At 51.7% G+C, this 24,424-nt stretch carries 20 protein-coding genes and 2 tRNA genes; 10 read left to right on the forward strand and 12 right to left on the reverse strand.

The window, feature by feature from the left end; all coding sequences use genetic code 11:
- Nucleotides 1-4: 4 nt before the first annotated feature.
- From FHP88_RS07280 to phaZ, 5 genes are all read right to left on the reverse strand, one after another.
- Entirely contained in the window at nt 5-1,147 is a 1,143-nt protein-coding gene (locus FHP88_RS07280) for a carboxylate-amine ligase (protein ID WP_144358375.1), read from the reverse strand.
- 39 nt (nt 1,148-1,186) lie between these two features.
- Nucleotides 1,187-1,987: an N-formylglutamate amidohydrolase gene (locus FHP88_RS07285; protein ID WP_144358376.1), complete on the reverse strand. Its 801-nt coding sequence runs from the start codon at nt 1,985-1,987 to the stop codon at nt 1,187-1,189.
- A 169-nt stretch (nt 1,988-2,156) separates the two neighbouring features.
- Complete coding sequence (locus tag FHP88_RS07290) at nt 2,157-3,209, reverse strand: Glu/Leu/Phe/Val dehydrogenase dimerization domain-containing protein (RefSeq protein ID WP_144358377.1); 1,053 nt, start codon at nt 3,207-3,209, stop codon at nt 2,157-2,159.
- 30 nt (nt 3,210-3,239) lie between these two features.
- The gene (locus FHP88_RS07295; protein WP_144358378.1) at nt 3,240-6,692 is read right to left on the reverse strand and encodes an indolepyruvate ferredoxin oxidoreductase family protein; all 3,453 of its coding nucleotides are present in this window, start codon (nt 6,690-6,692) and stop codon (nt 3,240-3,242) included.
- Nucleotides 6,693-7,209: 517 nt separating this feature from the next.
- The gene (gene phaZ, locus FHP88_RS07300) at nt 7,210-8,379 is read right to left on the reverse strand and encodes a polyhydroxyalkanoate depolymerase (protein WP_144358379.1); all 1,170 of its coding nucleotides are present in this window, start codon (nt 8,377-8,379) and stop codon (nt 7,210-7,212) included.
- Nucleotides 8,380-8,728: 349 nt separating this feature from the next.
- Between phaZ and msrB the strand changes: the two genes are divergently transcribed.
- The 7 genes from msrB (at nt 8,729) to FHP88_RS07335 (ending at nt 13,875) form a co-directional block, all read left to right on the forward strand.
- Nucleotides 8,729-9,199: a peptide-methionine (R)-S-oxide reductase MsrB gene (gene msrB / locus FHP88_RS07305; RefSeq protein WP_144358380.1), complete on the forward strand. Its 471-nt coding sequence runs from the start codon at nt 8,729-8,731 to the stop codon at nt 9,197-9,199.
- Between the two features lie 212 nt (nt 9,200-9,411).
- Complete coding sequence (locus FHP88_RS07310; protein WP_144358381.1) at nt 9,412-10,596, forward strand: O-succinylhomoserine sulfhydrylase; 1,185 nt, start codon at nt 9,412-9,414, stop codon at nt 10,594-10,596.
- A gap of 3 nt (nt 10,597-10,599) precedes the next feature.
- On the forward strand, nt 10,600-11,178 hold the full coding sequence (locus tag FHP88_RS07315) for a class I SAM-dependent methyltransferase (protein ID WP_144358382.1): 579 nt from the start codon (nt 10,600-10,602) through the stop codon (nt 11,176-11,178).
- A 117-nt stretch (nt 11,179-11,295) separates the two neighbouring features.
- Nucleotides 11,296-11,715 (forward strand): CBS domain-containing protein, encoded by a 420-nt coding sequence (locus tag FHP88_RS07320; protein ID WP_144358383.1) that lies wholly within the window; start codon nt 11,296-11,298, stop codon nt 11,713-11,715.
- 10 nt (nt 11,716-11,725) lie between these two features.
- The gene (locus tag FHP88_RS07325) at nt 11,726-11,944 is read left to right on the forward strand and encodes a DUF2835 domain-containing protein (RefSeq protein WP_144358384.1); all 219 of its coding nucleotides are present in this window, start codon (nt 11,726-11,728) and stop codon (nt 11,942-11,944) included.
- Complete coding sequence (locus tag FHP88_RS07330) at nt 11,941-12,843, forward strand: FG-GAP repeat domain-containing protein (RefSeq protein WP_144358385.1); 903 nt, start codon at nt 11,941-11,943, stop codon at nt 12,841-12,843. Before FHP88_RS07325 ends, FHP88_RS07330 begins: the two co-directional genes overlap by 4 nt.
- Nucleotides 12,844-12,867: 24 nt before the next feature.
- Complete coding sequence (locus FHP88_RS07335; RefSeq protein WP_144358386.1) at nt 12,868-13,875, forward strand: WD40 repeat domain-containing protein; 1,008 nt, start codon at nt 12,868-12,870, stop codon at nt 13,873-13,875.
- A gap of 122 nt (nt 13,876-13,997) precedes the next feature.
- Here FHP88_RS07335 and FHP88_RS07340 read toward each other — a convergent pair.
- Together FHP88_RS07340 and FHP88_RS07345 are read right to left on the reverse strand one after the other, a co-directional pair.
- Nucleotides 13,998-14,073 (reverse strand) — tRNA-Asn (locus tag FHP88_RS07340).
- Nucleotides 14,074-14,181: 108 nt separating this feature from the next.
- Entirely contained in the window at nt 14,182-14,739 is a 558-nt protein-coding gene (locus FHP88_RS07345) for a GspH/FimT family protein (RefSeq protein ID WP_144358387.1), read from the reverse strand.
- Between the two features lie 128 nt (nt 14,740-14,867).
- Between FHP88_RS07345 and uvrB the strand changes: the two genes are divergently transcribed.
- A complete protein-coding gene (uvrB, locus tag FHP88_RS07350) occupies nt 14,868-16,874 on the forward strand; it encodes an excinuclease ABC subunit UvrB (RefSeq protein ID WP_144358388.1) in 2,007 nt (668 codons plus the stop codon).
- Nucleotides 16,875-16,880: 6 nt separating this feature from the next.
- On the opposite strand, the gene FHP88_RS07355 is transcribed toward uvrB, so the two are convergent.
- The 5 genes from FHP88_RS07355 to FHP88_RS07375 form a co-directional block, all read right to left on the reverse strand.
- Complete coding sequence (locus FHP88_RS07355; RefSeq protein WP_144358389.1) at nt 16,881-17,639, reverse strand: phosphatase PAP2 family protein; 759 nt, start codon at nt 17,637-17,639, stop codon at nt 16,881-16,883.
- Between the two features lie 68 nt (nt 17,640-17,707).
- A complete protein-coding gene (locus tag FHP88_RS07360) occupies nt 17,708-18,907 on the reverse strand; it encodes an ABC transporter permease (protein ID WP_144358390.1) in 1,200 nt (399 codons plus the stop codon).
- A 1-nt stretch (nt 18,908) separates the two neighbouring features.
- Nucleotides 18,909-20,114, reverse strand: a complete 1,206-nt coding sequence (locus tag FHP88_RS07365; RefSeq protein ID WP_144358391.1) for an ABC transporter permease — start codon at nt 20,112-20,114, stop codon at nt 18,909-18,911.
- A complete protein-coding gene (locus tag FHP88_RS07370; protein ID WP_144358392.1) occupies nt 20,111-20,809 on the reverse strand; it encodes an ABC transporter ATP-binding protein in 699 nt (232 codons plus the stop codon). Before FHP88_RS07370 ends, FHP88_RS07365 begins: the two co-directional genes overlap by 4 nt.
- On the reverse strand, nt 20,806-21,963 hold the full coding sequence (locus tag FHP88_RS07375) for an efflux RND transporter periplasmic adaptor subunit (RefSeq protein ID WP_260843196.1): 1,158 nt from the start codon (nt 21,961-21,963) through the stop codon (nt 20,806-20,808). Before FHP88_RS07375 ends, FHP88_RS07370 begins: the two co-directional genes overlap by 4 nt.
- A 181-nt stretch (nt 21,964-22,144) precedes the next feature.
- Here FHP88_RS07375 and FHP88_RS07380 point away from each other — a divergent pair.
- Nucleotides 22,145-22,221 (forward strand) — tRNA-Val (locus tag FHP88_RS07380).
- A 236-nt stretch (nt 22,222-22,457) separates the two neighbouring features.
- The gene (gene thrS, locus FHP88_RS07385) at nt 22,458-24,368 is read left to right on the forward strand and encodes a threonine--tRNA ligase (protein WP_144358394.1); all 1,911 of its coding nucleotides are present in this window, start codon (nt 22,458-22,460) and stop codon (nt 24,366-24,368) included.
- Nucleotides 24,369-24,424 lie beyond the last annotated feature (56 nt).

A 24,424-nucleotide genomic window follows, 5' to 3' on the forward strand; every position in this document is an offset into this window, starting at 1 on the left:
TAACTCAGTCACGCGCTTCTGTTCCAATGAGTGTCTCGTCGATCAGCAGATCCACCACGGCATGCAGGGCGGTTTCGTGATCCATCCCCTCTGCCAACGCCTGCTCATAGGCATGAACCTGACGATGGGCACTGGTCCCTTCCTGAATAATGGTGCGCATATGGTTCAGCTCACGCTCACAACCGAAGAACGCGGCATCTTCTTGCAGAAGTTCGAGAATCTCTTCAATCAGATCTGCAAAAGGGGCGATCTCTCCACGGCCAAAATCTAACAGTCCTTCATCAATGCCATAGCGGTGCGCACGCCAGCGATTTTCGTTTATCAGGAACAGGGTGTAGCGGCGCCAGCGTTGATTACTGCGTCTGAGACGATAGAGCATACGCAGCCAGCAGCGATAGAAGGCGGCTACGCAGAGGGCGTCATCCAGACGGGTACAGACATCAGAGATGCGCATCTCCAGTGTCGGGTAGCGGGTGCTGGGACGAATGTCCCACCATATCTTGGTGGCATCTTCAATGACGCCGGCCTTCACCAACACATCAATGTGGCGCTGGTATTCACCATAGCTGTCGAAATATTCTGGCAGCCCTGTTCTGGGCATACCGTCCCAAAGTGAGATGCGGTAGGATTTGAGACCGGTATTCCGTCCACGCCAGAAGGGGGATGATGTAGTGAGCGCAAGGATGTGGGGCAGAATATAGGCGGTCTGACCCAACAAGTCGATTCTCAGGTCATTATCTTCGATGCCCACATGAATATGCATGCCACTGATAACCAGTTGACGAACCACTTCCTGCAGATCATTGGCTAACTGGTCATAACGTTCTTTGTGGGTATGGGCCAGTTGACTAGGTCGACCGAACGGATGGGTCGAGACGGCCACGAGTGCAAGATTGTGTTTATTGGCAACACTGGAGACAGTTCTTCGCAGGTAGGCCAGATCATTCCTGGCCTCGTCCAGCGTATTACAGACTCGGGTGCCCACTTCAATCTGGCACTGGAGGAATTCAGGGGATACCTGACCTTGCAGTAGCGCCTCACATTCAGGCAACATGGTCGCTGGTGCATGGCTGATGAGGTCCCGAGTATCTTTATCGACGAGCATGTACTCCTCTTCGATTCCGATGCTGAATGTTGGCTCCTTCATCACTCCTCCTGATCGTGATTCATGATTATTATTGTTGTCTCATGCGAGATCAACCTTAGCGAGCACCTGTTTGAGATGTCTGTGAATCAGCCTTGCCCACTCTGCAACCCCTTCATCATGGCCAATCAAGTCTTGCCTAATCTCCAAGAGTACATGGGGGTAGCCGTTGTGTTCGCCGTGGATGTCCATAGTGTATCCCACAGGATTTCGCGCATGATAGGGTTCATTGTCGCCGACGCAGATATTTGGCTCTGCTCTTAAACTTTCTAATAACGGCGTTGATAGTCGCTGATCTCTATCCCACAGTACCCCGATGTGCCAAGGGCGTTGATACTCTTTGAATACTGGGGTAAAGCTATGAATTGCGCAGAGTACTGGTGTTTGACCGCGTGCTTGTATTGTTTGTAATAGGTGCTCAATCTGATTGTGATAGGGCCAGAAGAGGGCGTCTTCCCTGGTTTTTATCGCTTCAGGTGTGAGTGCGTGATTAGCGGGTATCTGAATAGTGTCACTGATCTCAGGAATGGAAGAGCCATCACCTGGATGACGGTTCAGGTCAATGACCAGTCGTGAGTAGTGAGCCAGCAGTGCTGTGGCATCGAAGCGCTCAGCCAGTAAGCGAGTCAGCTTTTCACAGCCGATATCGTACGCAACATGTTTACCAAATACGGATAAATCCAATCCAAGATGGTCAAGTGATTTAGGAACCCGATTGTTGGCGTGATCACATAAAAACAGAAGTGGTGAGGTGCTGTCTGGGTTTAGCGTTTCCCATGGCTCGGGTTCATCGCTGGAGATGAGAGACTGGGTGATCAGGTCATGGGGCAGACTCGGTATCATGATCAGTAAAAGTATCGTTTATGTGAGCTTAAATCTTTGTTGGATAGGGAAAATCAACATCATTCGACTACCAGTATATCCGAGGTGAGATTGATCCCGCCAGCAAGATTAGGATGAGCCTGCGAGGCGATATGGATTCCCCGCAGGCTGATTTAACTAACGTGGTCAATTAGCTGGCAAAGCGCTCTTCGGCCAATTGGTCAGCCAGTTCATATGTTGGCTTGTGTTGTGCCTCAGCGCGCATAAAGATCTCTTGCAGGGTTTCGCCTATGGCATCCACCTGTTGGATGATCTGAGCTTGCTGGACGTTACTGCGCTCATAACAGACGTCGATGACACCGCCGGCATTGATCACATAGTCGGGGGCGTAGAGAATCCCCTTGGCTGCCAGGGCCTCACCATGTCGCTTCTCGGCGAGTTGATTATTCGCTGCACCGGCAACAATCGTGGCCCGCAGGCGCGGAATGGTCTGGTCGTTGATGATGGCACCCAGTGCGCAGGGGGCAAACACATCAACCTCCTGATCATAGATGGCTTCATTGGCAACCGCCGTGACGCCCAGCTCTTCTACCATTCGGGTCACTGCGGCTTGATTGAGATCGGCGACCCAGATTTTCGCACCAGCATCATGCAGTTGTTTGGCGAGATGGTGACCGACGTTACCAATCCCTTGTATCGCCACTCGCACGCCATCCAGGTCTGTTCGGCCCAGGCGATGCTTGACGGCGGCTTGAATCCCTACAAAGGTACCTCGGGCTGTCATTGGCGAGGGGTCGCCACTGCGGCAGTTACCGACGGCATCACATTTTTCGGCGATTCCAGAGACATGCTTTGTCATCTCTCCCATCAACAGCATATCTGCTACGCTGGTGCCGGAATCCTCTGCAACAATATACCGTCCCCCCAGACGATCGACGGCTTCACCCATGGCCCGCATGAGTGCGGGTGTCTTATCACTGCCAGGATTGCCAATGATGACGGATTTACCGCCACCCAGCGGAAGATTAGCGATGGCGGATTTATACGTCATGCCTTTGGACAGGCGCAATACATCAATAAGTGCCGCTTCCTCATTGGCATAGGGATACATGCGACAGCCACCGAGAGCGGGTCCTCTGTGGGTATTGTGAATCGCGATAATGGCCTTCAAACCAGAGGCTTGATCGTGACAGAAGACTACCTGTTCATGATGATCGAATTCGTGATGTGTAAAGAGTTTCATGGTGTTGTCCTGGTATTAATTTTGTCGGGCTCAAGCCGCTTTGTTGTTGATGCTGGGTTGGGCAAGGAACTGCTTAAGCAGTGCATCCTTTTGCAGTGCGACCTGCTTAACAGCATCCTGCTTGATATGTCCAAAGCCACGAATCTGTTCAGGTAATCGGGCAATGGCAATCGCCCTCTCCACGTTCTCGTTGGTCAAATGGGTCAGCAGTATCTCCAGTGTCTGTTCGTATTCACTGATCAGACTACGTTCCAGTTTTCTGTCGGGATTATTTTTAAAGGGGTCAAGCCAGCTTCCACGAATAACTTTAAAGCGGCTGAGTAGCCCCATCAGTTTCATCATCCAGGCTCCAAAATGACGCTTTTGGTGTGCACCGGTCTCCGGATCGGTTTTGGCCATGAAAGGCGGATCGAAATGAAATTCCAGGTGATAGTTGCCTTCAAATTGATTGGCAATCTGTTCCTGAAAAGAGGGGTCACGATAGAGTCTGGCAACCTCGTATTCATCTTTGTAGGCCAGAAGTTTGGCGTAGTTCTGTGCTACAGCAGCGGTAAGCCCGGTTACTTGCAATGATTGTTCGCGTGCTCGAACACGCTCAACCAACTGGCTGTAACGTGATGCGTAGGCCTTATCCTGATAGGCCGTCAGATAGTCAGCTCGATGGGCGATTAACTGCTCCAGGGTTTTCGGTGGTGCAGTCAGGTTATTGTCGGGTGCGGCTAACTGGCGTACTGCATTAAGATCAACCGCAGCACGTCGCCCCCATAACAGGGCACGTAGATTGTCTTCAATCGACACTCCATTCAACTCAATGGCCTTTTTCAACGCTTCCAATGAGAGAGGGAGATAGCCTTTCTGCCAGGCGAATCCGACCATGAACAGGTTGGCGCCAATGGCATCACCTAACAGTGATTCGGCGAGTTTACTGGCATCAATAAAATGGGCTTCAGCGGTTGTGGCTGCGAGCTGGGATTCAAGAGCCGCGCCAGGGAAGGTGAGATCTTTCTGTTTGATGAAACCGGATGTCATTGTCTGGTGACTGTTTACCACGGCACGGGTGCGCTCCGGGTTCAACTTGGCCATTGCCTCAAATCCGGTGGCTACTGCCAGATCACATGCCAACAGGGTATCGGCTTGCCCAGCGGCAATTCGCATAGCGTTGATATCTTCTGGTGTCTTGGCGATACGAATGTGGCTGACAACGGCGCCGTATTTCTGTGCCAGTCCGGTCATGTCGAGTACTGTTACCCCGCGTTCATCAATGTGCGCGGCCATGCCTAACAGGGCACCTATAGTCACCACACCTGTGCCACCAATTCCGGTCAACAGGATGCTGTGTGGGTGTTCCAGGTCAGGAAGTTTCGGCAATGGGAGGTCGGGCCACGCCAGTCCATCCGGTTGATTGGCTGCTCGTTTTAACTGGCCGCCATGTACCGTTACGAAGCTGGGGCAGTAGCCTTTTATACAGCTCATATCCTTGTTGCAAGAGGATTGGTCAATGGCGCGCTTGCGACCAAGATCGGTCTCTACGGGGATCACAGAAAGACAATTGGATTGTGTGCTGCAGTCACCACAGTTTTCACACACGGCTGTATTGATGAAAGGGCGAATCTTGGGGTCTTCCAGTTTTCCACGTTTACGGCGCCGGCGTTTTTCAGCGGCGCAGGTTTGTTCATAGATCAGCACTGATACGCCGGGTGTTTTGCGCAACTCGCGTTGAATATTATCCAGCCGGTCACGGTGATCAATAGTAATCCCCTTGGCCAAATCAGATCGGTCCTGGTATTTATCGGGTGCATCGCTGACCAGTGCGATGCGTTGAACACCTTCGGCCTCGAGTTGGCGACTTAACTGCTGGACACTGAAAGGCCCGTCGACAGGTTGGCCACCCGTCATGGCGACGGCATCGTTATAGAGAATCTTGTAGGTAATATTTACACCGGCTGCCAAAGCTGCACGAATGGCCAGTACCCCAGAGTGAAAGTAAGTGCCTTCTCCCAGGTTGGCGAAGATATGCTTGGTTTTGGTAAAGGGGGCTTGACCAATCCAAGGGGCACCTTCACCTCCCATCTGTGTGAAGGTGTCCGTGCCTCGATCCATCCAGGTTGCCATGTAGTGACAGCCGATACCTCCAGTTGCACGGCTCCCTTCGGGGAGACGGGTTGAGGTGTTATGGGGACAGCCTGAACAGAAGTGCGGTACCCGGTCCAGGGTAATTCTTGGCAGTGCAAGTTGGACCTCCTTTTTCTCCAGAAAATGCAGGCGTTTTTCGATCTCTTCGCTCTGGAAAAAACGATGAATCCGGCGGGCAATTACCCGTGCAATAAGTGCAGGTGTTAATTCCCCCTTAGATGGGAGCAACCATTTGTTTGTTTCATCAAATTTGCCAATAACCCGTGGGCGTACATCTTCTTTCCAGTTATAAAGTTGCTCTTTGATCTGGTTTTCTATCAGGCCGCGTTTCTCTTCCACGACCAGGATTTCATCGAGTCCCTGAGCAAACTGGCGAACACCTTCACGTTCCAGGGGCCAGCTCATACCAACCTTATAAAGTCTGATGCCGATCTTGGCGGCGAGTGCTTTGGTAATGCCCAGATCTTCCAGGGCCTGCAACACATCCAGATAAGATTTTCCTGTTGTGGCGATGCCCAGGCAGGGTTGCGGACTGTCGATGACAATCTTGTTCAACTTGTTGACCCGAGCAAAAGCAAGTGCGGCATACAGTCGATGCTGATGTTGTAGCGCTTCCTGATCCAGTGGTGTGTGTGGCCAACGGATATTGAGACCGCCCTCGGGCATCACGACATCCGTAGGGATGGTGATCTTGATCCGTTCAGGATCAATGGATACAGAGGCTGAGGTGTCGACAGTTTCTGCAATGGTCTTGAGGGCAACCCAGCAACCTGAGTAGCGGGAGAGTGCCCAGCCGATCTGGCCGAAATCAAGGATCTCCTGTACGCCTGCTGGATTAAGTACCGGGATCATGGCATCCATGAAGGCGTACTCTGTCTGGTGTGGCAAAGTAGAGGATTTGCTGTTGTGATCATCGCCCGCGATTACCAGCACGCCACCGTGCGGTGATGTACCAGCGGCATTGGCGTGTTTAAAAACGTCACCAGAGCGATCAACACCGGGGCCTTTTCCGTACCACATGCTGTAGACGCCATCATACTCGGCACCTTCAAACAGGTTGAGCTGTTGGCTACCCCAGACGGCTGTTGCCGCGATGTCTTCATTCAATCCGGGCTGGAAGGTGATGCGGTGCTGGCTCAGGTATTTCTTTGCAGACCAGAGCTCTTTGTCGAAGCCCCCTAAGGGTGATCCGCGATAACCTGAGATAAACCCTGCTGTGTTTAAGCCTGCTTGCTGGTCACGCTGCTGTTGTAGCATCGGCAAGCGAACCAGGGCCTGAACACCTGTGAGATAGACTCGACCAGAGTCGAGGGTGTACTTGTCATCCAACTTGATTTCGGCAAGCGCCATGTGGGGATCTCCCTGGGCCTGATGTGGACAGTGTTGTCCATAAAAACTATCACCGATCGTCAGCAGAACGTACAGGGATTACCTGATGAACTCCGCCCGATTGATCGATGTATGAATCTGCGACTGGCAGCAAATAGCTAGCTGATCGATCTCGATCGGCTTTGGTGTGCCAGTGGCTGGGGATAACGATGTGATTGATGGGGTGGGGAGATCCACCTGTGGTGTGTAGTGTGTATCATTGTTTCATCCTCCAATGCGGGATTGCCGCGTTTGGTATGTGCCTGAAGCGTTGCTTCAGGCTGACCGAAAACCCTTTTGGGGTTTCAATTCAGTGCTTTCAAGGCCTTTGTGAGGCGTATTGGGCGCAGACAATAGGATAACTCTGTCGATGCGTCAAGTGACTCTTTAGTGTGAGCTGCTCGTTAATAAGAGGTTAATTGAGACCGAAATGTTCCCGCTATCGGCGGCTGCACAAACAATATACCAAAATTATAGGCCAACATTTCTGACGTGATAATCAAACAGCTGGATCTTTGGCGGCCTGTTGGATGAACTGTCGGATGCGTGGTGCAATCTCTTCTCTGAATCGCCGACCATTAAAAATACCATAGTGACCGACACTTTTTTGTGTGTAGTGCTCATGCAGTCGGGTATTGGGGGAGAGCCTGTGAGCGGCTTTGGTTTGACCTGGGCCTGTGATGTCGTCCAGTTCCCCTTCAATAGTCATTAAGGCCGTACGCTCTATCAATGCTGGTTTTATCAAGCGACCACCACACTCGAGAATGCCCTTCGGCAGATGATGTTCGAGAAAAACCTTCTCGATAGTTTCCAGATAAAAAGGCGCATCCAGATCCATCACCGCCAGGTACTCATCATAAAAGGCTTCATGCTGAGTGGCGCTGTCACCATCACCGGAGACCAGATGTTCAAAGTAGTCGTGATGGGCTGTCATGTGCCTATCCAGATTCATCGAGAGAAAGCCTGCAAGTTGTAGGAATCCTGGATAGACCGACCGACCTCTACCTCTGCGATTAAGTGGCACAGTATGGATGGTGTGTCGCTTGAACCAGTGAATATTTCGTTGACCGGCAAAGTCATTCACTTCGGTCGGGGTTTTCCGTGTATCCACGGGGCCACCCATCAGGACCATGCTCAAAGGGACCGGCTCCTGATCTTCGGACATCAGTGCCACAGCGGCGATAGCCGGGACGGACGGCTGACAGACCGCCATGAGATGGACATTGCCATTGAAGTAGCGAATGTACTCCTTCAGATATTCGACATAACTGTTGAGTGTGAAACGGCCATCTGAGAGTGGCACACTGCCGGCATCATGCCAGTCAGTGATGTATACATTATGATCGTTCATAAACTCACGAACCGTACCGCGCAGCAGGGTGGCGTAGTGACCTGACATGGGTGCCACCATGAGCAGATTTGGTTTGCTTGCGTCGGGTGTGCCGAAACGCAATAGATCGCCAAAGGGATTGCAGATGACCGTAGTCTCTTCCACGCCCAGATCAAAAGCAGGCCTTGAATAGGGACGGGTATAGCGTTCTAGCAGTCGACTGGCAGCATGCCACTGTTTCATCCATGGGATATCTTTTGTCAGAGTGGCATTCATGAATGCGTAGAAGTTGACTGAGCGGGCCCAGAATGTACCTAAGGCATGGAGATTATAAAGCATAAAGATGGCTCATTAGACTGCTTGAGAAGTGAGTTACAGTAACGGTAATAGTGCGGTGCAGCAACCTCTCAAGTGTTTTTTCAACCCATTATTTTATTCGCCGCAGTTATGAGGTGAATGGTAACAAATGTAACTGATTGAATTGTATGTAGATGTGGCTGTATGAATTATGGTCAATCAGTTCCGGGTCAGCTCAGATAACGTTCTTCGATCATTCACGAACAATTGTTAACAGGGTTATCCACACGATCTGTGGATAACTGCGAGAGGCCATAAGCGCTCTATTTATAAGGTTTATATCGGCGCTGTTTTAGGCTATAGATCCTTTTAATGCAGGAAGGAGGATATGATGAGTAATGATAGGCCCGTGAAGGTGAGCCGTTCATTTAAGCGGCCAGATGATGAGCAGTTACGCCGTGAGTTAACGGAGTTGCAATATCAAGTCACACAGCAGGAAGGGACTGAGCGACCTTTTCAGAATGAGTATTGGGATGAGAAACGTGTAGGACTTTATGTAGATGTGGTCAGTGGTGAACCATTGTTCTCATCCGTTGATAAGTTTGATTCGGGCACTGGCTGGCCAAGCTTTTTTCGTGTGGTCAACCCAGATCATATTGTTGAACGTAAAGACCGAAAATTGTTTATGACTCGTATCGAGGTACGCAGTCGTGAGGGTGACTCCCATCTAGGGCATCTGTTTGATGATGGTCCTGCGCCAACCGGACTGCGTTACTGCATCAACTCAGCGGCGCTTCGATTTATCCCCAAGGAGGCACTTGAGACAGAGGGGTATGGAGAGTACCTGAAGCTTTTTGAGTAGAATCATCATCGGATTGTAGTCCTCTGATCAGTGATATTTGCTTGACAATAGGATGCCGACAGACCTAGTCTTACCCGAAGCGCCGATTTATCTCAGATTGCGGGCGCTATAAAAATGCGGCTAAAGCGAGGAATACCTGCTTTGGCTGTGGTAAGCCAGGCGGGTTTTTTTGTGCCCGCAATGTCTTTTTATTCAAAAGAAGGTTTTCTTAAATGACTGAATCGTACGATGACTGGGGCATGGCAACCCGGGCGATCAGGGCGGGCCACAATCGAACGGGGGAGGGTGAGCATTCAGAACCGATCTTCACCACCTCCAGTTTTGTTTTTAATAGTGCTGCAGAAGCGGCGGCCCGTTTCAGTGGTGATGCGCCAGGGAACATCTATTCGCGTTTCACCAATCCTACCGTGGCCTGCTTTGAGGAGCGCTTGGCTGCGATGGAGGGGGGAGCATCCTGCGTGGCGACCTCTTCAGGCATGGCTGCGATCCTGGCGACCTGTATGGCACTGTTAAAGTCTGGAGATCACATCGTCTCTTCCCGCAGTATCTTTGGTACCACCAATGTGCTGTTTAATAAATTCATGGCGAAGATGGGCGTCACGACCAGTTATGTGGCGTTATCCAACTTGTCTGACTGGGAAGCGGCGATCCGTCCCGAGACGCGTATTCTCTATGCTGAAACACCCTCCAATCCCATTACCGAAGTGGGTGATATCGCGGCCCTGGCGGCTCTGGCCCATTCCCGTGGGTTGATTCTGGTAGTGGATAACTGTTTCTGTACACCGGCACTCCAACAGCCCCTGGCATTGGGTGCTGACATCGTCATTCACTCGGCGACCAAGTATCTGGATGGTCAGGGACGGTGTGTGGGTGGCGCAGTCGTTGGTGACAGTAAGTTGGTGGGTGAAGAGGTGTTCGGTTTCTTGCGCAGTGCTGGCGTCACCATGAGCCCGTTCAATGCCTGGGTATTTCTCAAAGGATTGGAGACGTTGCATCTTCGCATGAAGGCACACTCTGAAAATGCGCTGGCACTGGCGCTCTGGTTGGAGCAGCAAGAGGCCGTTGAACGAGTGCATTACCCTGGTCTCAAGAGTCACCCTCAATATGAACTCGCTGCGCGCCAGCAACAGAGTGCGGGTGGCATCGTCTCCTTTGTGGTGAAAGGCGGGCGCGAACAGGCCTGGAAAGTGATTGATTCAACCCGGATGTTGTCAATTACGGCCAACTTGGGGGACACCAAAACCACCATTACCCATCCTGCCTCGACTACCCACGGTCGTTTGACCGATGAAGAGAAGCAGGCGGCAGGTATCGAAGAGGGGCTGATTCGAATCGCTGTAGGCCTGGAAGCATTTGATGATATTCAGCGTGATCTCCAGTCAGGTTTGATAGGCTAATCAATGCAAGAGAAAGATCTGCTGGCCATGTGGAATCAGCGGCACACTGAGGCAGAGGGTCTGGGGCAGGTCGCCACGGTATTGGAGCAGAACAGTCATCTGATAGCGCCCCATTCAAGCGCACTGGATCTGGCCTGTGGCCGTGGCGCTAATGCGCTGTATTTGGCTCGCCTAGGTATGAAGGTCACCGCCTGGGACTTGTCTCCCGTGGCGATTGAACGACTCGATACGGCTGCCCACGCTGAAAATCTGATGCTGACGACAGCCGTGCGGGATGTCATAGCTATACCGCCGGAAACGGAATCTTTTGATCTGATTCTGGTCAGCTATTTTCTGGATCGGACGTTAGCTCCGGCCATTATTCGTGCTTTGAAGCCGGGGGGATTGCTCTTTTATCAAACCTATACTCAGGCCGCTGTCAGTGATGATGGGCCGAGTTCCAGTCGATTTCGACTGGCTGACAATGAACTGCTCAAGCTGTTTGACTCCCTCAAGGTCAGGGTTTATCGGGAGGAGGGTTTGCTGGGTGATACACAGCAGGGCTGGCGTGACCGGGCGATGTTGGTCGCAGAAAAGGTTTAAAAGGGGGCAGAAACTAGAGTTCGCTAGTCAGTTGGATAATAATGTCCGCTAATAACCTTGATTCAGTGATCATCTGTATTGATACCAAGATGATGCGTTACTCCGGGAGTAAGCGACATGAATGACAAAAGGCGCCGTGTTTCTGTACGGGACGTCATGAAGACAGAGTTCGGTCTCATTGAAGGCAGTGCAACAATCTATGAAGCACTGTTGTTGATGAAGAAGCTGCGAACATCTGTTCTGGTGGTGAATAAGCGTCATGATAGTGATGAGTACGGTCTGTTACTTGTCTCGGATATTGCGCGACAGGTAGTGGCATTGGATCGTTCTCCCAAACGGGTCAACGTGTACGAGGTAATGACCAAGCCGGCTGTTTATATTGAACCTGATATGGATATTCGCTACTGCTCACGGTTATTTGCCCGGTTTGACCTGGTGCGCGCGCTCGTCGTCGATGACAGGAAGATTATCGGGACCATCAGCCCCAATCTTCTGGTACTGGATGGCCTCTTTTTTGGTATCGAGCCAGAAGCGTGATTTCAGCGCAATGAAGCGCCACTGTTTTCAGCTCAATCTGAGTGCACAGGAGTATCTCCCTTACTATCGTGGTCAAGTCAGTGCGTTGATCGTGCAGGCCGATGATGGGCGAACGATCCAGCTGCCCGCAAACAGTCTGAGACCCTTTGTTACAGCCAGCGGTATCGCAGGACGTTTTGAGCTCACCCTGGATGACAACAATAAGCTGATCCACCTGAGACGGTTATGATGCTTCAATCCCGCTTAATTCCTTTACTGCTCATGCTCTGGTCTGTGTCGGCTTTTGCTATCGAGGTCCGCTACATTGATGCAACACAATCTACCCCATTAATCGATTACCACATGAATACGTCGCTTCCCGATGCCCTGCCCGATGGGGTCGTGATTGAGGGAGCGGGTGCTGTTAAACGTGCCTGGTTGGTGTTTCCGACTCGGCGCTATGATCATGCCATATTAGGTGATGACATCGAGGCCGCAGGTATACGTGTTGAGTTGGCCACTGGAGAGCAACTTACCTTTACACTACCAGAAGGATCGGTTTTTGAGGATCGCTACCCTCGTTTGGTCGATCTGGATAATGATGGTATTGAAGAGATTGTTCTAGTTCGGAGTTATCTTGATCGGGGTGCGGCGTTGGCAGTGCTGAAGATCAACAATGCGGGGATCGAGCTGTTGGCGGAATCAACCCCCATTGGGTTGGCGCATCGTTGGCTCAATCCTGTCGGCGCGGGGGATTTTGATCAGGATGGACAGCAGGAACTGGCCGTCGTGATTACACCGCATATTGGTGGTGTGTTGACCCTCTATAAAGTTGAAGGGAACCGACTGCAACCAATTTATCAAATGCCTGGCTTCTCTAATCATCGCATCGGGTCAAGGGAGTTGGGGCAATCGGCAATCGTGGATGTTAACGATGATGGTGTGCCTGATATGGCGGTGCCGGCCGTTGGTTTTCATGAGCTTCGACTCATTTCCATAATAAATGGAGCGTTGAAAGAGATAAATCGAGTAGCGCATAGTAGTCCTATCAGGACAGCACTGGAGGTGAGAGATCTTGACGGAGATGGTGATCAGGATCTCACCTACGGTCTTGCCGATGGCAGACAGGTTGAGTTATTGCTGCCATGAATAGCATGCAATGGAAGAAATCTAATGGCGTCAATCCGAGGGCTGGTTTGCCAGTGTAAGTATGCCGTACTCTTTCTGTTTAGCGCATTCCTGGCTGGCTGTGCTGGACTGGAACCGGCACAGCCCCCCGATCTGAATATCCCCTCTACCCATCTGTTCGGCGTTACCCGACTGGCATTTTCCCCTTCTGGTACGCTTATCGCATCTGGCGGTTTTAAAGGTGATCTGGCCATTTTGCAAGTTCCAGACGGAGCGCAGATTGGAAAGTTCCAGTGGCATCGGGATGCCGTGCGTGGTCTGATCTGGATCGATAAAGAGTACCTGCTCAGTGCTGGAGAAGAGGGGGCAATTGCTGTCACGCATATCACTTCCGGTAGCCTAAAAAGTAAGTTAGAGACCCATGCGGGGTTAACATCGTTGGCCTATCTTGCAGGCACTTCTCAGATTGTTGCAGGCTATACCGATGGTTCGCTAAAGACTTTCTCTTACCCCACATTTCAACCTATTCATACGATTCAATTGGGCGCAGAGGTGGTTGCCCTCGCAGTGGATCATATGGGTCGTAGGCTGGCCGTATCGACAGAGGATGAGCGTGTCTTGTTGTTCGATCAAAAGCTCAGCGAGGTCATGGCGTTGCAGCGACCATCGCGTAGGGCTCTGGAATTGCGATTCTCCCCGGATGACAGTGAATTGGTTGCGGGTGCCTGGTATCAGGTCTTTTACTGGGATCTGGTCAGTGGAAAAATCCGCGTTCAGGAGACAGAGCACTGGGGCGCTGTAACTTCACTGGATTATCATCCGAAGGGAGATCAATTGATTACCCTGGGACGTCATACGGATGCCAATCTGCGATTAGTTGATGCGGCTTCAGGTCATGTGCAGCGTCGGTTACAAGGGCATCGGCTCTGCGGTGCGGCGGTGCGCTTTAGCCCAGATGGTCGCTACGTCGCCAGTGGTAGTGATGATGAAAGTATCCGTTTTTATGATCTGACTAAACCCTATCTTCCACAACGGGTGGGGGATAACTGGTAAGCGTAATCCTGAGGTGGGCTGTCCATCTTAATAAAGATATAAAGATGCCCCAGAAAGGGGTGTGCAGTGGCTTTTCTTCCACATAAAAAAAGGGCTGCATTGCTGCAACCCTTTGTTTTGTATGGCTCCTCGGGACGGGCTCGAACCGCCGACCTAGTGATTAACAGTCACCCGCTCTACCAACTGAGCTACCGAGGAATGTATCGAGGCGCGTATACTAATCAGCTATTTCCGCGGGGTCAAGGGAACGGTGAAAAAATGTTCCAAATTGGTTGCCCTGAGCGTGGGTTGAGAACAATGCTATCTTCATGAACAATCAATCGGTGTTCCGTCAGGCTGTTTATCTGATAAGCGGGGCCGGCCAGTATTTGATACAATAACGGCCTTTGGAGTGACCGTTTGCTGTCGGTCGCAGAAACTGAGGGTTAGGTTGTAACCGGGTGTCATGCCAAGCCAGTTGAACAGGATTTTTTTGCGATTGCTGGTAGAGGTGATGGTTATTCTCTGATCCAGGCCTTCAAATACACGTACCACCTCATCATCAGAATCCGCATATTTGTTGCCATTTTTATCGGCAACCAGAATATAACCATCATTCCATCGAGTGGTGTTAAGGCAGGTGCTTCCATTGATACTGGGACAGAGGATTGTTTGACCTCCTCTGGCTATGGCTTCGCTACGGGCCAACTGGATATGTGAGACCAGTGTGTTGATGGCGCTTGCTCGCGCATTGTTCCCGATCAGACTACCCATGGCAGGTACAGCCATTGTCAGCGTTATTGCACCAATGGCCAATGTGATGAGCAGTTCGATCAGTGTGAGTCCTGCACATGAGGATGCAGGCTCAATTACATGAGATTTCACGATGACACTCCTTTGTCTGGTTGTGGCACAATTCCATTGCGCACGAGTAGGGTACGGCAGTCTGAAAGAGGTCTGAATAGGATTGATTCGAATCAGTCGTAGGAAATTTCCGATTATATGGATTTGATATGTCTAAGGCGTTCCACCTAGTTTCAGATTTCGAGCCAGCCGGTGATCAACCTGAGGCCATTCGTCGTCTGTTGGAGGGTCTTAAGGATGGGGAGGCCGGTTTGACACTGCTGGGGGTGACTGGATCAGGTAAGACCTTCACCATTGCCAATGTCATTCAGGAGTTACAGCGCCCCACACTTGTGCTGGTACATAACAAGACACTCGCTGCTCAGCTCTACGGTGAGATGAAGGAGTTTTTCCCCAATAATTCGGTTGAATATTTCGTCTCCTATTACGACTACTATCAACCAGAAGCCTATGTGCCATCCTCTGATACTTTCATTGAGAAAGATGCCTCTATCAATGAGCATATCGAGCAGATGCGTCTCTCGGCTACCAAGGCGTTGTTGGAGCGACCCGATACCATCATCGTAACGACGGTCTCCTGTATCTATGGTCTGGGTGACCCGCGCTCCTATCTGAGTATGGTGCTGCATCTGGTGCGTGGAGATGTCTTGGATCAGCGCGCGATTCTGCGTCGCCTCGCAGAACTCCAGTACAAACGTAATGATGTGGAGCTTCATCGCGCAACCTATCGGGTGAGGGGGGAGCTGATTGATATCTACCCGGCTGAATCGGACGGGGAGGCCGTTCGATTGGAACTGTTCGACGGAGAGGTAGAGTCCATAGCCCTGTTTGATCCTCTGACCGGGGAGGTCTTACGAAAAGTACCGCGCTACACCATCTATCCCAAATCCCACTATGTGACCCCTCGAGAGAAACTGCTGGAAGCGGTTGAATTGATCAAGGTGGAGCTGAAAGAGCGGTTGGAGCAGCTGTATGAGGCCAATAAACTGGTAGAGGCTCAGAGACTCGAACAACGTACACGTTTTGATATTGAGATGATCATGGAGTTGGGCTACTGCTCCGGCATCGAAAATTACTCGCGCTATCTTTCTGGACGCGAGGCTGGCGAAGCGCCACCCACCTTGTTCGACTATTTGCCTGAAAATGCCCTGCTGGTTGTGGATGAGAGTCATGTCTCGATTCCTCAGGTGGGTGGCATGTTCCGGGGAGATCGGTCACGCAAAGAGACCTTGGTTGAGTACGGCTTCAGATTGCCCTCAGCCTTGGATAATCGGCCCATGCGGTTTGAAGAGTTTGAGCAACGCGCCCCACAGACCATTTATGTCTCTGCGACACCCCGGGAGTACGAGCTGGAACATTCCGGCGCCGTGATTGAACAGGTGGTGCGTCCAACCGGCTTGATTGATCCAGAACTTGAGGTGCGCCCCGCGACGTCACAAGTGGATGACCTGCTTTCTGAAATCAATTTGCGTGTTGCCGTAAAAGAGCGTGTGCTGGTAACAACGCTGACCAAGAGGATGGCCGAGGATCTCACCGATTATCTGCATGATCATGGCATTCGTGTGCGCTATCTGCATTCGGATATCGACACGGTTGAACGTGTTGAGATCATTCGGGATCTTCGTCTTGGTGAGTTTGATGTGCTGGTGGGTATCAATCTTCTGCGCGAGGGATTGGACATGCCGGAGGTCTCGCTGGTGGCCATCCTGGATGCCGATAAAGAGGGGTTCTTACGCTCAATGGGTGCGTTGATACAGACCATCGGTCGTGCAGCACGCAATGTTAATGGCAAGGCGATTCTCTATGCTGATCGCATTACGGGCTCTATGCAACGTGCCATTGATGAAACGAATCGCCGGCGTGAGAAACAGGTTGCCCACAATCTTGAACACAACATAACCCCGCAGTCGATCATAAAATCAGTGACCGATATCATGGAAGGGGCGCGGCCTGGTGGGCCCATGTCAGCCAAACGATATGCCCGTGTAGCGGAAGAGGTGGCTGAATACAGTGCTATGACACCGAAGCAGATGGCGAAACGTATTCAGGACCTGGAGAAGCAGATGTATCAGCATGCCAAGGACCTGGAGTTTGAAGAGGCTGCCCGTATACGCGATCAGCTCAAATCACTACAGGATAAGGGTCTGCTTGCCTGACTATCGTTAAAAACGCGGGTTGCTACGCCAGCTTTGCGGCAAAATGAAACCGAGTATCCATTCGCCAAGTCGCTGAAGATAATAAGCAAGGGGTGTGCAGAGTATCCAGGCGACCATCAGCAGTACCAAAAGGCTGGAGCCCACGAGATTATCTGATAGCCAGTGTGCACCGGCCACCATGCGGGGAAGCAGGATCAAGGTACCAATCAAAGTGGCGGCTACACCCCAGCGCCAGTTAGCGAAGAACCAGATACAGCCTACCCATATAAAGGTGACGATGCCGTGATCACCCGGGAAGCTGCCATGCGAGGCGTCCTTTGCCTTAATGTGAGGTACCAGCTCACTCAGACGATAGACCGGTTCAAGCGTCAGTGAAGGACTGGCACGACTGACTGAGATGATCTCCTTGTAGAGATCCACCAGCCCACCATCCTGACTCAATAGAATCATGCTGGACATGATGCCAAACATGCTCAATCGACCAACTCGTTGCGCTTTTGCTCCAGAGAAGATGAAAAGGAAAAAGAAGGCAATCATGCCCAGTCCGGTGGTGACATCCGCAATCCGGGTATTGGCCGTGGCCCAGAAAACTTGCCAGCTTTCCGCTTGCTCCAGAAAACCATTCAAAAAATAGAAGAGTTGAGTGTCGAGTGCATCCCAGAGTACTCTGGTTGGCTCAAATAGCCAGCTTCCATAAATCAACAATGCGAACAGATGGCAGAGGAGAAAGGCGAGTGGGTACCAGATGCGCTGAGTCTGTTGCACAAGAAACTCCAAGATTGGAAAGAGAACGGTTTTTAGCTGCAATCGATGGGGAAGTCAACCAGACGCTATTACTCATCCCGTAATGCTTCGATCGGATCGAGCCTGGCTGCCCGCCAGGCGGGGGTCACCCCGGCTATCAGGCCTATAACGGCAGCAACGCCTTCCGCCGCCAGTACATAGCCCCATGAGGTATGGGTAGGCAGAGCGGGTATCGCGACATGAAGAAGCCAGGCCCCGCCTGCTCCGATGATCAATCCGGCAATCCCTCCCAGGCAGGCCAGCACCACGGCTTCACCAATGAAAAGCCAGAGGATCTGCTGTTTGCGTGCGCCGAGTGCGCGGAAGAGCCCCACTTCAGCACGGCGTTCGTTGACCGAGATTGTCATGATGGTCAGGATGCCGACACCGCCAACTAATAAAGAGATGCTGCCAAGAGCCCCCACTGCGAGGGTGAGTATGTTCAGTACCGATCCGAGAGTATCGAGCATCTGATCCTGTGTGGTGATGGTGAAATCTTCATTGCCATGGCGTTTAATCAGATGCTGTTTGATATTCTCCGCGATCACTGCACTGTCGAGGCCTTCTCTATAGAGCAGGTCAATCTCCATCAGGCCTTCCTGATCAAACAGTGCCATCGCCTTGTAGGTGGGGATATAGACCGCGTCATCAAGATCGAAGCCGAGGAGCTGACCCTTGGATTCCAAAACGCCGATCACCCGAAAACTCTCTCCGCCAATCCGTATGCGTTCACCCAGGGGATTTTCCTGTTTGAACAGTTCGTCTCGAACCTTGCTGCCCAGGACAACGAATGAACGAGAAAAACGGGGATCATCATCCGGGAGGAAGCGACCCAGGGCGGGTTTCATTTTCCATACCTGTGGGACGTACTGATTGACACCATAGATATAGGTGCGGCGCGAGCGCTGGTTAAACTCGATCGCCGCATTTCCCTGGGCCAGGGGAACCACCGCCTGTATATGGGGTAGTCGTGCGAGGGTCTCTGCGTCCTCCAGGCTCAGTGGTCTAACGCTGTTAACCAGGGCGCCGGAGATGCCGAAAGTCTCCGATTTGCCGGGGTTTATGGCGATTATATTGGTACCAAACTGGGTAAACTCGGAGAGTACAAATTTATTAATGCCTTCTCCGATGGAGGTCAGCAGCACGACGGCCGCAATACCAACGGCAATGCCCAAAGCGGTCAACAGGCTGCGAGTGCGGTGAAAGCTGACCGAACCGAGCGCTAGTTTAATGAAGTCACGGGTGAGCATGTTAACGACCCGCCAACGCAACGATTGGATCCAGTCGTGCAGCGCGCCTTGCTGGCAGAATGCCAAACAGAAGACCGGTAATCAGCGAGATCCCCAGAGCGGATGCCAGAGACCAGAGCGGGATAATGAGTGGAAACTCGGGATACAGTTGTCCCATTACCCAGATGCTGCTGTAGGCAATAATGATACCGATGGCCGCACCAGCGGCGGAGAGAAGACCGGCTTCGATCAGAAATAGCCGCATGATCTCTTCCCGTTTTCCACCGATTGCTTTGATCAGTCCGATCTCTGCGGTGCGCTGTGACACCGCAACCAGCATCACATTCATGATCAAGATACCGGCAACCGCCAGACTGATGGAGGCGATGCCGGCAACCGTATAGGTGAGTGAACGGAAGATGCCATCGAAGGTAGAGAGGAGGGCATCTTGAGTGATAACAGTAATATCTTCTTCGTTATCATGGCGCTTCTTGATGATATCGATAACGGCTTGTTTGGCCCGCGGAACAGATTCACGGCCTTCGGCTTGAACCAGTATTCTGAATAATCCTTCCGTATTAAACAGGCTTTGAGCCGATGCCACAGGGATAACAGCAATGTCACCAATATCCATACCGAGTGACTCACCCAGCGGCTTGAGTATGCCAATCACTCGAAATCGACGGTCGTGAATGCGTATCCACTCGCCGAGCGCCCTTTTATTACCAAAGAGCTCTTTTTTTAGTTTGTCTCCGATTACTGTAATGGCACTCTCTCGGGTGGGGTCAGCCTCGGGGAGGAATTTGCCTCTGGCCAACTCCAGATTGCGTACCGGCATCAGGGCGGCGGTAGAACCCATCACGGTGATGTCCCGCTCAAGTTGTCGGTAAGAGATAGGTGCAGCTCCGAGTGCGAGGGGAGCAATCAACTGTATGGCGCTGCTGCGTTCAAGGGCCAAGGCATCGTCCAGAGTCAGATCTCTGGCCGTTCCGCCGATTAGGGGTGGTGAATCACCTGTTGTTTCGATTTTTCCTGGGATGACGATGATTAAATGTGAGCCCAGGCTGGAAAACTCATTGGCCACATAGCGTCTGGCCCCTTCCCCCAGCGCCGTTAGTATAATGACCGATGCAACGCCAATCGCCATCGCTAGCAGCATTAACCAAGTGCGGCTGCGAGCGCCGGTCAATGCCTGTATGCCAAAGCTGAAGGCATCCGCCAGTTTCATGGTGTTGTTCCACCGGGTGAGGATCGGGGGATTTCGCCTACAATAGCACCATCGACCATACGGATGGTCCTGGAGGCTCGGCTGCCAATTTCCGGATCGTGCGTCACAACCACCAGCGTTATTCCCTGTTGATTCAGCGCTTCCAATGTCTGGATAACCTCATCACCCGAATGTTTATCCAGGTTCCCTGTGGGCTCATCTGCCAGCAGTAGCGCCGGTTGCATAATGGTTGCACGGGCGATGGCGACGCGCTGGCGTTGACCTCCGGAGAGTTGATCGGGCCGATGCTTGGCTCGATCGCTTAATCCCATCAACTCCAACGCCTTGGCTACGCGTTCCGCACGTTCACCCGGCTCAATGCCTGCCAGGATCAGGGGTAGCTCCACGTTTTGTGCCGCATTGAGTCGCGGTATCAAATGAAAGGACTGAAATACAAAACCGATATGATCCCGTCTTGCCACGGCCTGATCGGTCTCATTGAGTGTGGTTGTGTCGGTCTCATCGAGAAAATAGTGACCGCTATCGGGTTGATCCAATAGTCCCAATATATTCAGCAAGGTTGATTTGCCCGAACCGGATGGGCCCATGATGGAGATATAGTCACCCGTGGCGAGATCGAGCGTGACATCCCTCAGGGCATGGACCGTCTCATCGCCCACTTCAAAACTACGGTTGATCTGTTCCAGGCGGATCACTTTTCCTTGTCCATTTTTTCTTTAGCCAGTGCGCCATCCTCCAGACCCTCGACGTCTACCGAAGTGACCACGCGTTCTCCGAGCTTCAGACCTGATACAACCTCGGTGTGATCCCAGTTACTCAGGCCTACCTCAATCTCTCGCTTTTCAATGGTTCCAGTATCTTTCAGCAGTACATATACCTGGTTCTCTTCAATCACGGCTTCGGTTGGTATTCGCAGGGCATTTTCTTTGGTCTCCAGTATGATCTCGACATCGGCTGAGTAGCCTGCCAGCAGTTGTTTGATGTCATCAGCGTGACTGAACTCAACCTCTACATCGACTGTTCGCGCCTGCTTTTCGCGATCAAGGACATAAGCGGCTATTCGCCTGACGGTCCCAGGGAAATTACGCTTATCAAAGGCATCCAGCGTCACTCTGGCTGGCTGGCCAATCTTGATTTTAGACGCATCCACCTCATCGATGGGAGCTTCCATATAGAAACAGCTGTTATCGATCAGGTCTACAGCGGGTGGAGTGGCGATGCCGGGAGGTGAAGGGGTGACATACTCATTCAGCTCGCCATTGATTTCGGCCACGATGCCATCAAAGGGCGCAAATAGCTGGGTACGCTCTAGATAGCTGCGGTTCACTTCAACTCTGTCGGCGGCCACCCTGGAAGAGGCGTTTGCAGATTCGCAGTCAGCCTTTCTTGCCTCGGCTTCTGTGGAGAGCTTGTCAATGGCCTCCTCGGAGACAAGCCCCTTTTTATGCAGACGTTGTAGCCGATCGGCCTCACGCCGGGAAACTTCCGCCTGAAGGCAGGCGGCTCGGGCATTTGCAATGGCTACTCGTGCCTCTGCCTCGCTCAGTTTGATCTGAGCCATAAGATCTTTGTTCCAGAGCTGTAGCAGTAACTGGCCCTGCTTGACCTGGTCGCCTTCGTGAATGTCCAGTTGTGCAATCTGTCCACCTGTCCCAGGCGAGAGCTTGGCTCGTCTGCAAGCTTGGACAGTGCCGGCTCTTGTGTTGGAGACGTTTTTTTCAACGAGTCCAGTCTCAGCACTGGATAGCGTAACGGATAAAGGCTTAGGGCGATTTAAATACCAGGTTGCACTGATAGCGATGGCAACAATCAGAATGATGATAAAGAGTGATTTCGATTTTACAGCCACATTCATTTCCTTGTTTGAAACCAGAAGGCAGGGATTTTGTGTCTTTTTTCCTTCCCATTACTCTATATATGCCTGCACTGTGGGCAAAATCAATCCTTATATTGTTGGCAATGATGCTGAAAATTACCTTTTTGCGCTTGCACAGCAGGTCTTTCAGCGTGTATTATTCGCGCTCTTTTACAGGCGCGTAGCTCAGTTGGTTAGAGCACTACCTTGACATGGTAGGGGTCGTTGGTTCGAATCCGATCGCGCCTACCAACACCTAAAAAAGCCTCCGTAAATTCGGGGGCTTTTTTATTTACAACCCTTGGGGATTTGACTAATCGGCATCCCCGGGTTTTAAGTATCGGGCTAAATGTCTACAATGGCACCAGTTTGATACCCAGTTGACCGTGCAGCATGCTTCCCGAAGTTAAAGATGCGGTAGTGGATCTTGATGATCTGTTTTATTCATGTGGCCTCTCGTATGGGTCACCACTGAGAGAGAGAAAATAATGCCCGTTATTACCCTCCCTGATGGCTCCCAGCGGAGCTTCGACAACCCCGTTTCAGTTTATGATGTGGCCGCATCGATTGGTCCTGGACTTGCCAAGGCTTCTCTTGCTGGACGCGTTAATGATCAATTGGTCGATACCTCGTTTATTATTGAACAGGATGCACAGCTTGCGCTTATAACCGAGCGTGATGAAGATGGTCTCGATGTGATTCGTCACTCAACGGCGCATCTGCTGGCGCAAGCAGTGAAGCAGCTATTCCCGTCAGCGCAGGTCACCATCGGGCCTACCATCGAAAATGGTTTTTACTACGACTTCTCTTATGAGCGCCCGTTTACACCGGATGATCTGAAGGCGATTGAAGAGAAGATGAAGGAGTTGGTCAAGCAGGATATACTCGTCAGTCGTTCGGTTATGTCCCGGGATGAAGCTGTCAAGTTCTTCAAGGATATGGGGGAACTGTACAAAGCAGAGATCATCGAGTCGATCCCGGCTAATGAAGACCTCTCTCTCTATACCCAGGGTGAGTTCACTGATCTCTGTCGTGGACCTCACGTGCCCAGCACCGGACATCTAAAGGCCTTCAAGCTGATGAAACTGGCAGGTGCCTACTGGCGCGGTAACTCGGATAACGAGATGCTGCAGCGGGTTTATGGTACGGCCTGGAAGGATAAGAAAGAGCTGAAGGCCTATCTGCATCGGCTGGAAGAGGCTGAGAAGCGCGATCATCGTAAACTGGGGAAGGCTCAAGACCTGTTCCATATTCAGGAAGAGGCCCCGGGCATGGTGTTTTGGCACCCGAATGGCTGGACCATCTACCGTGAAGTAGAGCAGTACATACGCAACAAGATCAAAAAAGCCGGATACCAGGAGATTCGTACTCCGCAGATCGTTGATCGGTCGCTGTGGGAAAAATCGGGTCACTGGGATAAGTACCGGGCCGATATGTTCACCACGCATTCAGAAGAGCGGGACTTTGCCATCAAGCCTATGAACTGCCCGTGCCATGTCCAGGTGTTCAATCAGGGATTAAAGAGCTACCGTGAACTGCCACTGCGCTTGGCGGAGTTTGGTTCCTGCCATCGCAACGAGGCAAGCGGTACGTTGCATGGTCTGATGCGGGTACGCAACTTCGTACAGGATGATGCGCATATCTTCTGTACAGAAGACCAGATACAAGGTGAGGTGTCGGCCTTTGTCGATCTGCTGTTTGAGGTCTATGCCGATTTTGGCTTTACCGATGTCATGATCGCCCTCTCAACCCGCCCTGAAAAACGGGTCGGTAGTGATGCGGTGTGGGATAAGGCCGAAAAATCGTTGGAAGAAGCCCTCAACGCAAAGGGGCTGGATTGGCAGTTGCAGCCGGGTGAAGGAGCTTTCTACGGACCTAAGATTGATTTCTCGCTGCGGGACTGCCTGGGGCGGGTTTGGCAGTGTGGCACCATGCAGGTCGATTTTTCCATGCCTGGCAGACTGGATGCCAGTTACATTGCCGATGATAATAGTCGTCAGGTTCCTGTGATGCTGCACCGGGCAATCCTCGGTTCGCTTGAGCGATTTATCGGTATTTTGATCGAAGAGTCGGCTGGCGCCTTGCCTCTCTGGTTGGCGCCAAAACAGGCCGTGGTCATGGATATTACCGACCGCCAGGCCGATTATGTGAAAAAAGTGGCGGAAATCTTAGAAAATCAGGGCTTCCGGACACAAATAGACTTGAGAAACGAGAAGATCGGCTTTAAAATTCGCGAGCATACATTGGCGAAGGTCCCTTACCTGTTGGTAGTGGGCGATCGCGAGATGGAAGAGGGAACAGTGGCCGTCCGCACCCGCAGCGGCGAAGATCTTGGTAGCATGAGCATCGAGACCTTTGCGGCGCGTATGAGCGAAGAGATAAGCCGCCGTTCAAATTAAAAGCTTACCAGTTGAAAGCACCGGTTATCGGTGCTTTTGCATTGGTAGGCTTTGGT

Origin of the sequence: Sedimenticola selenatireducens (genome assembly GCF_007625115.1) — a bacterium.
GTDB lineage: Bacteria > Pseudomonadota > Gammaproteobacteria > Chromatiales > Chromatiaceae > Sedimenticola > Sedimenticola selenatireducens_A.

Coding starts and splice junctions, on each gene's coding strand:
- FHP88_RS07280 (WP_144358375.1), bottom strand. CDS start 1,147: ATGAAGGAGCCAACATTCAGCATCGGAATCGAAGAGGAGTACATGCTC.
- FHP88_RS07285 (WP_144358376.1), bottom strand. CDS start 1,987: ATGATACCGAGTCTGCCCCATGACCTGATCACCCAGTCTCTCATCTCC.
- FHP88_RS07290 (WP_144358377.1), bottom strand. CDS start 3,209: ATGAAACTCTTTACACATCACGAATTCGATCATCATGAACAGGTAGTC.
- FHP88_RS07295 (WP_144358378.1), bottom strand. CDS start 6,692: ATGGCGCTTGCCGAAATCAAGTTGGATGACAAGTACACCCTCGACTCT.
- phaZ (WP_144358379.1), bottom strand. CDS start 8,379: ATGCTTTATAATCTCCATGCCTTAGGTACATTCTGGGCCCGCTCAGTC.
- msrB (WP_144358380.1), top strand. CDS start 8,729: ATGAGTAATGATAGGCCCGTGAAGGTGAGCCGTTCATTTAAGCGGCCA.
- FHP88_RS07310 (WP_144358381.1), top strand. CDS start 9,412: ATGACTGAATCGTACGATGACTGGGGCATGGCAACCCGGGCGATCAGG.
- FHP88_RS07315 (WP_144358382.1), top strand. CDS start 10,600: ATGCAAGAGAAAGATCTGCTGGCCATGTGGAATCAGCGGCACACTGAG.
- FHP88_RS07320 (WP_144358383.1), top strand. CDS start 11,296: ATGAATGACAAAAGGCGCCGTGTTTCTGTACGGGACGTCATGAAGACA.
- FHP88_RS07325 (WP_144358384.1), top strand. CDS start 11,726: ATGAAGCGCCACTGTTTTCAGCTCAATCTGAGTGCACAGGAGTATCTC.
- FHP88_RS07330 (WP_144358385.1), top strand. CDS start 11,941: ATGATGCTTCAATCCCGCTTAATTCCTTTACTGCTCATGCTCTGGTCT.
- FHP88_RS07335 (WP_144358386.1), top strand. CDS start 12,868: ATGGCGTCAATCCGAGGGCTGGTTTGCCAGTGTAAGTATGCCGTACTC.
- uvrB (WP_144358388.1), top strand. CDS start 14,868: ATGTCTAAGGCGTTCCACCTAGTTTCAGATTTCGAGCCAGCCGGTGAT.
- FHP88_RS07360 (WP_144358390.1), bottom strand. CDS start 18,907: ATGCTCACCCGTGACTTCATTAAACTAGCGCTCGGTTCGGTCAGCTTT.
- FHP88_RS07365 (WP_144358391.1), bottom strand. CDS start 20,114: ATGAAACTGGCGGATGCCTTCAGCTTTGGCATACAGGCATTGACCGGC.
- thrS (WP_144358394.1), top strand. CDS start 22,458: ATGCCCGTTATTACCCTCCCTGATGGCTCCCAGCGGAGCTTCGACAAC.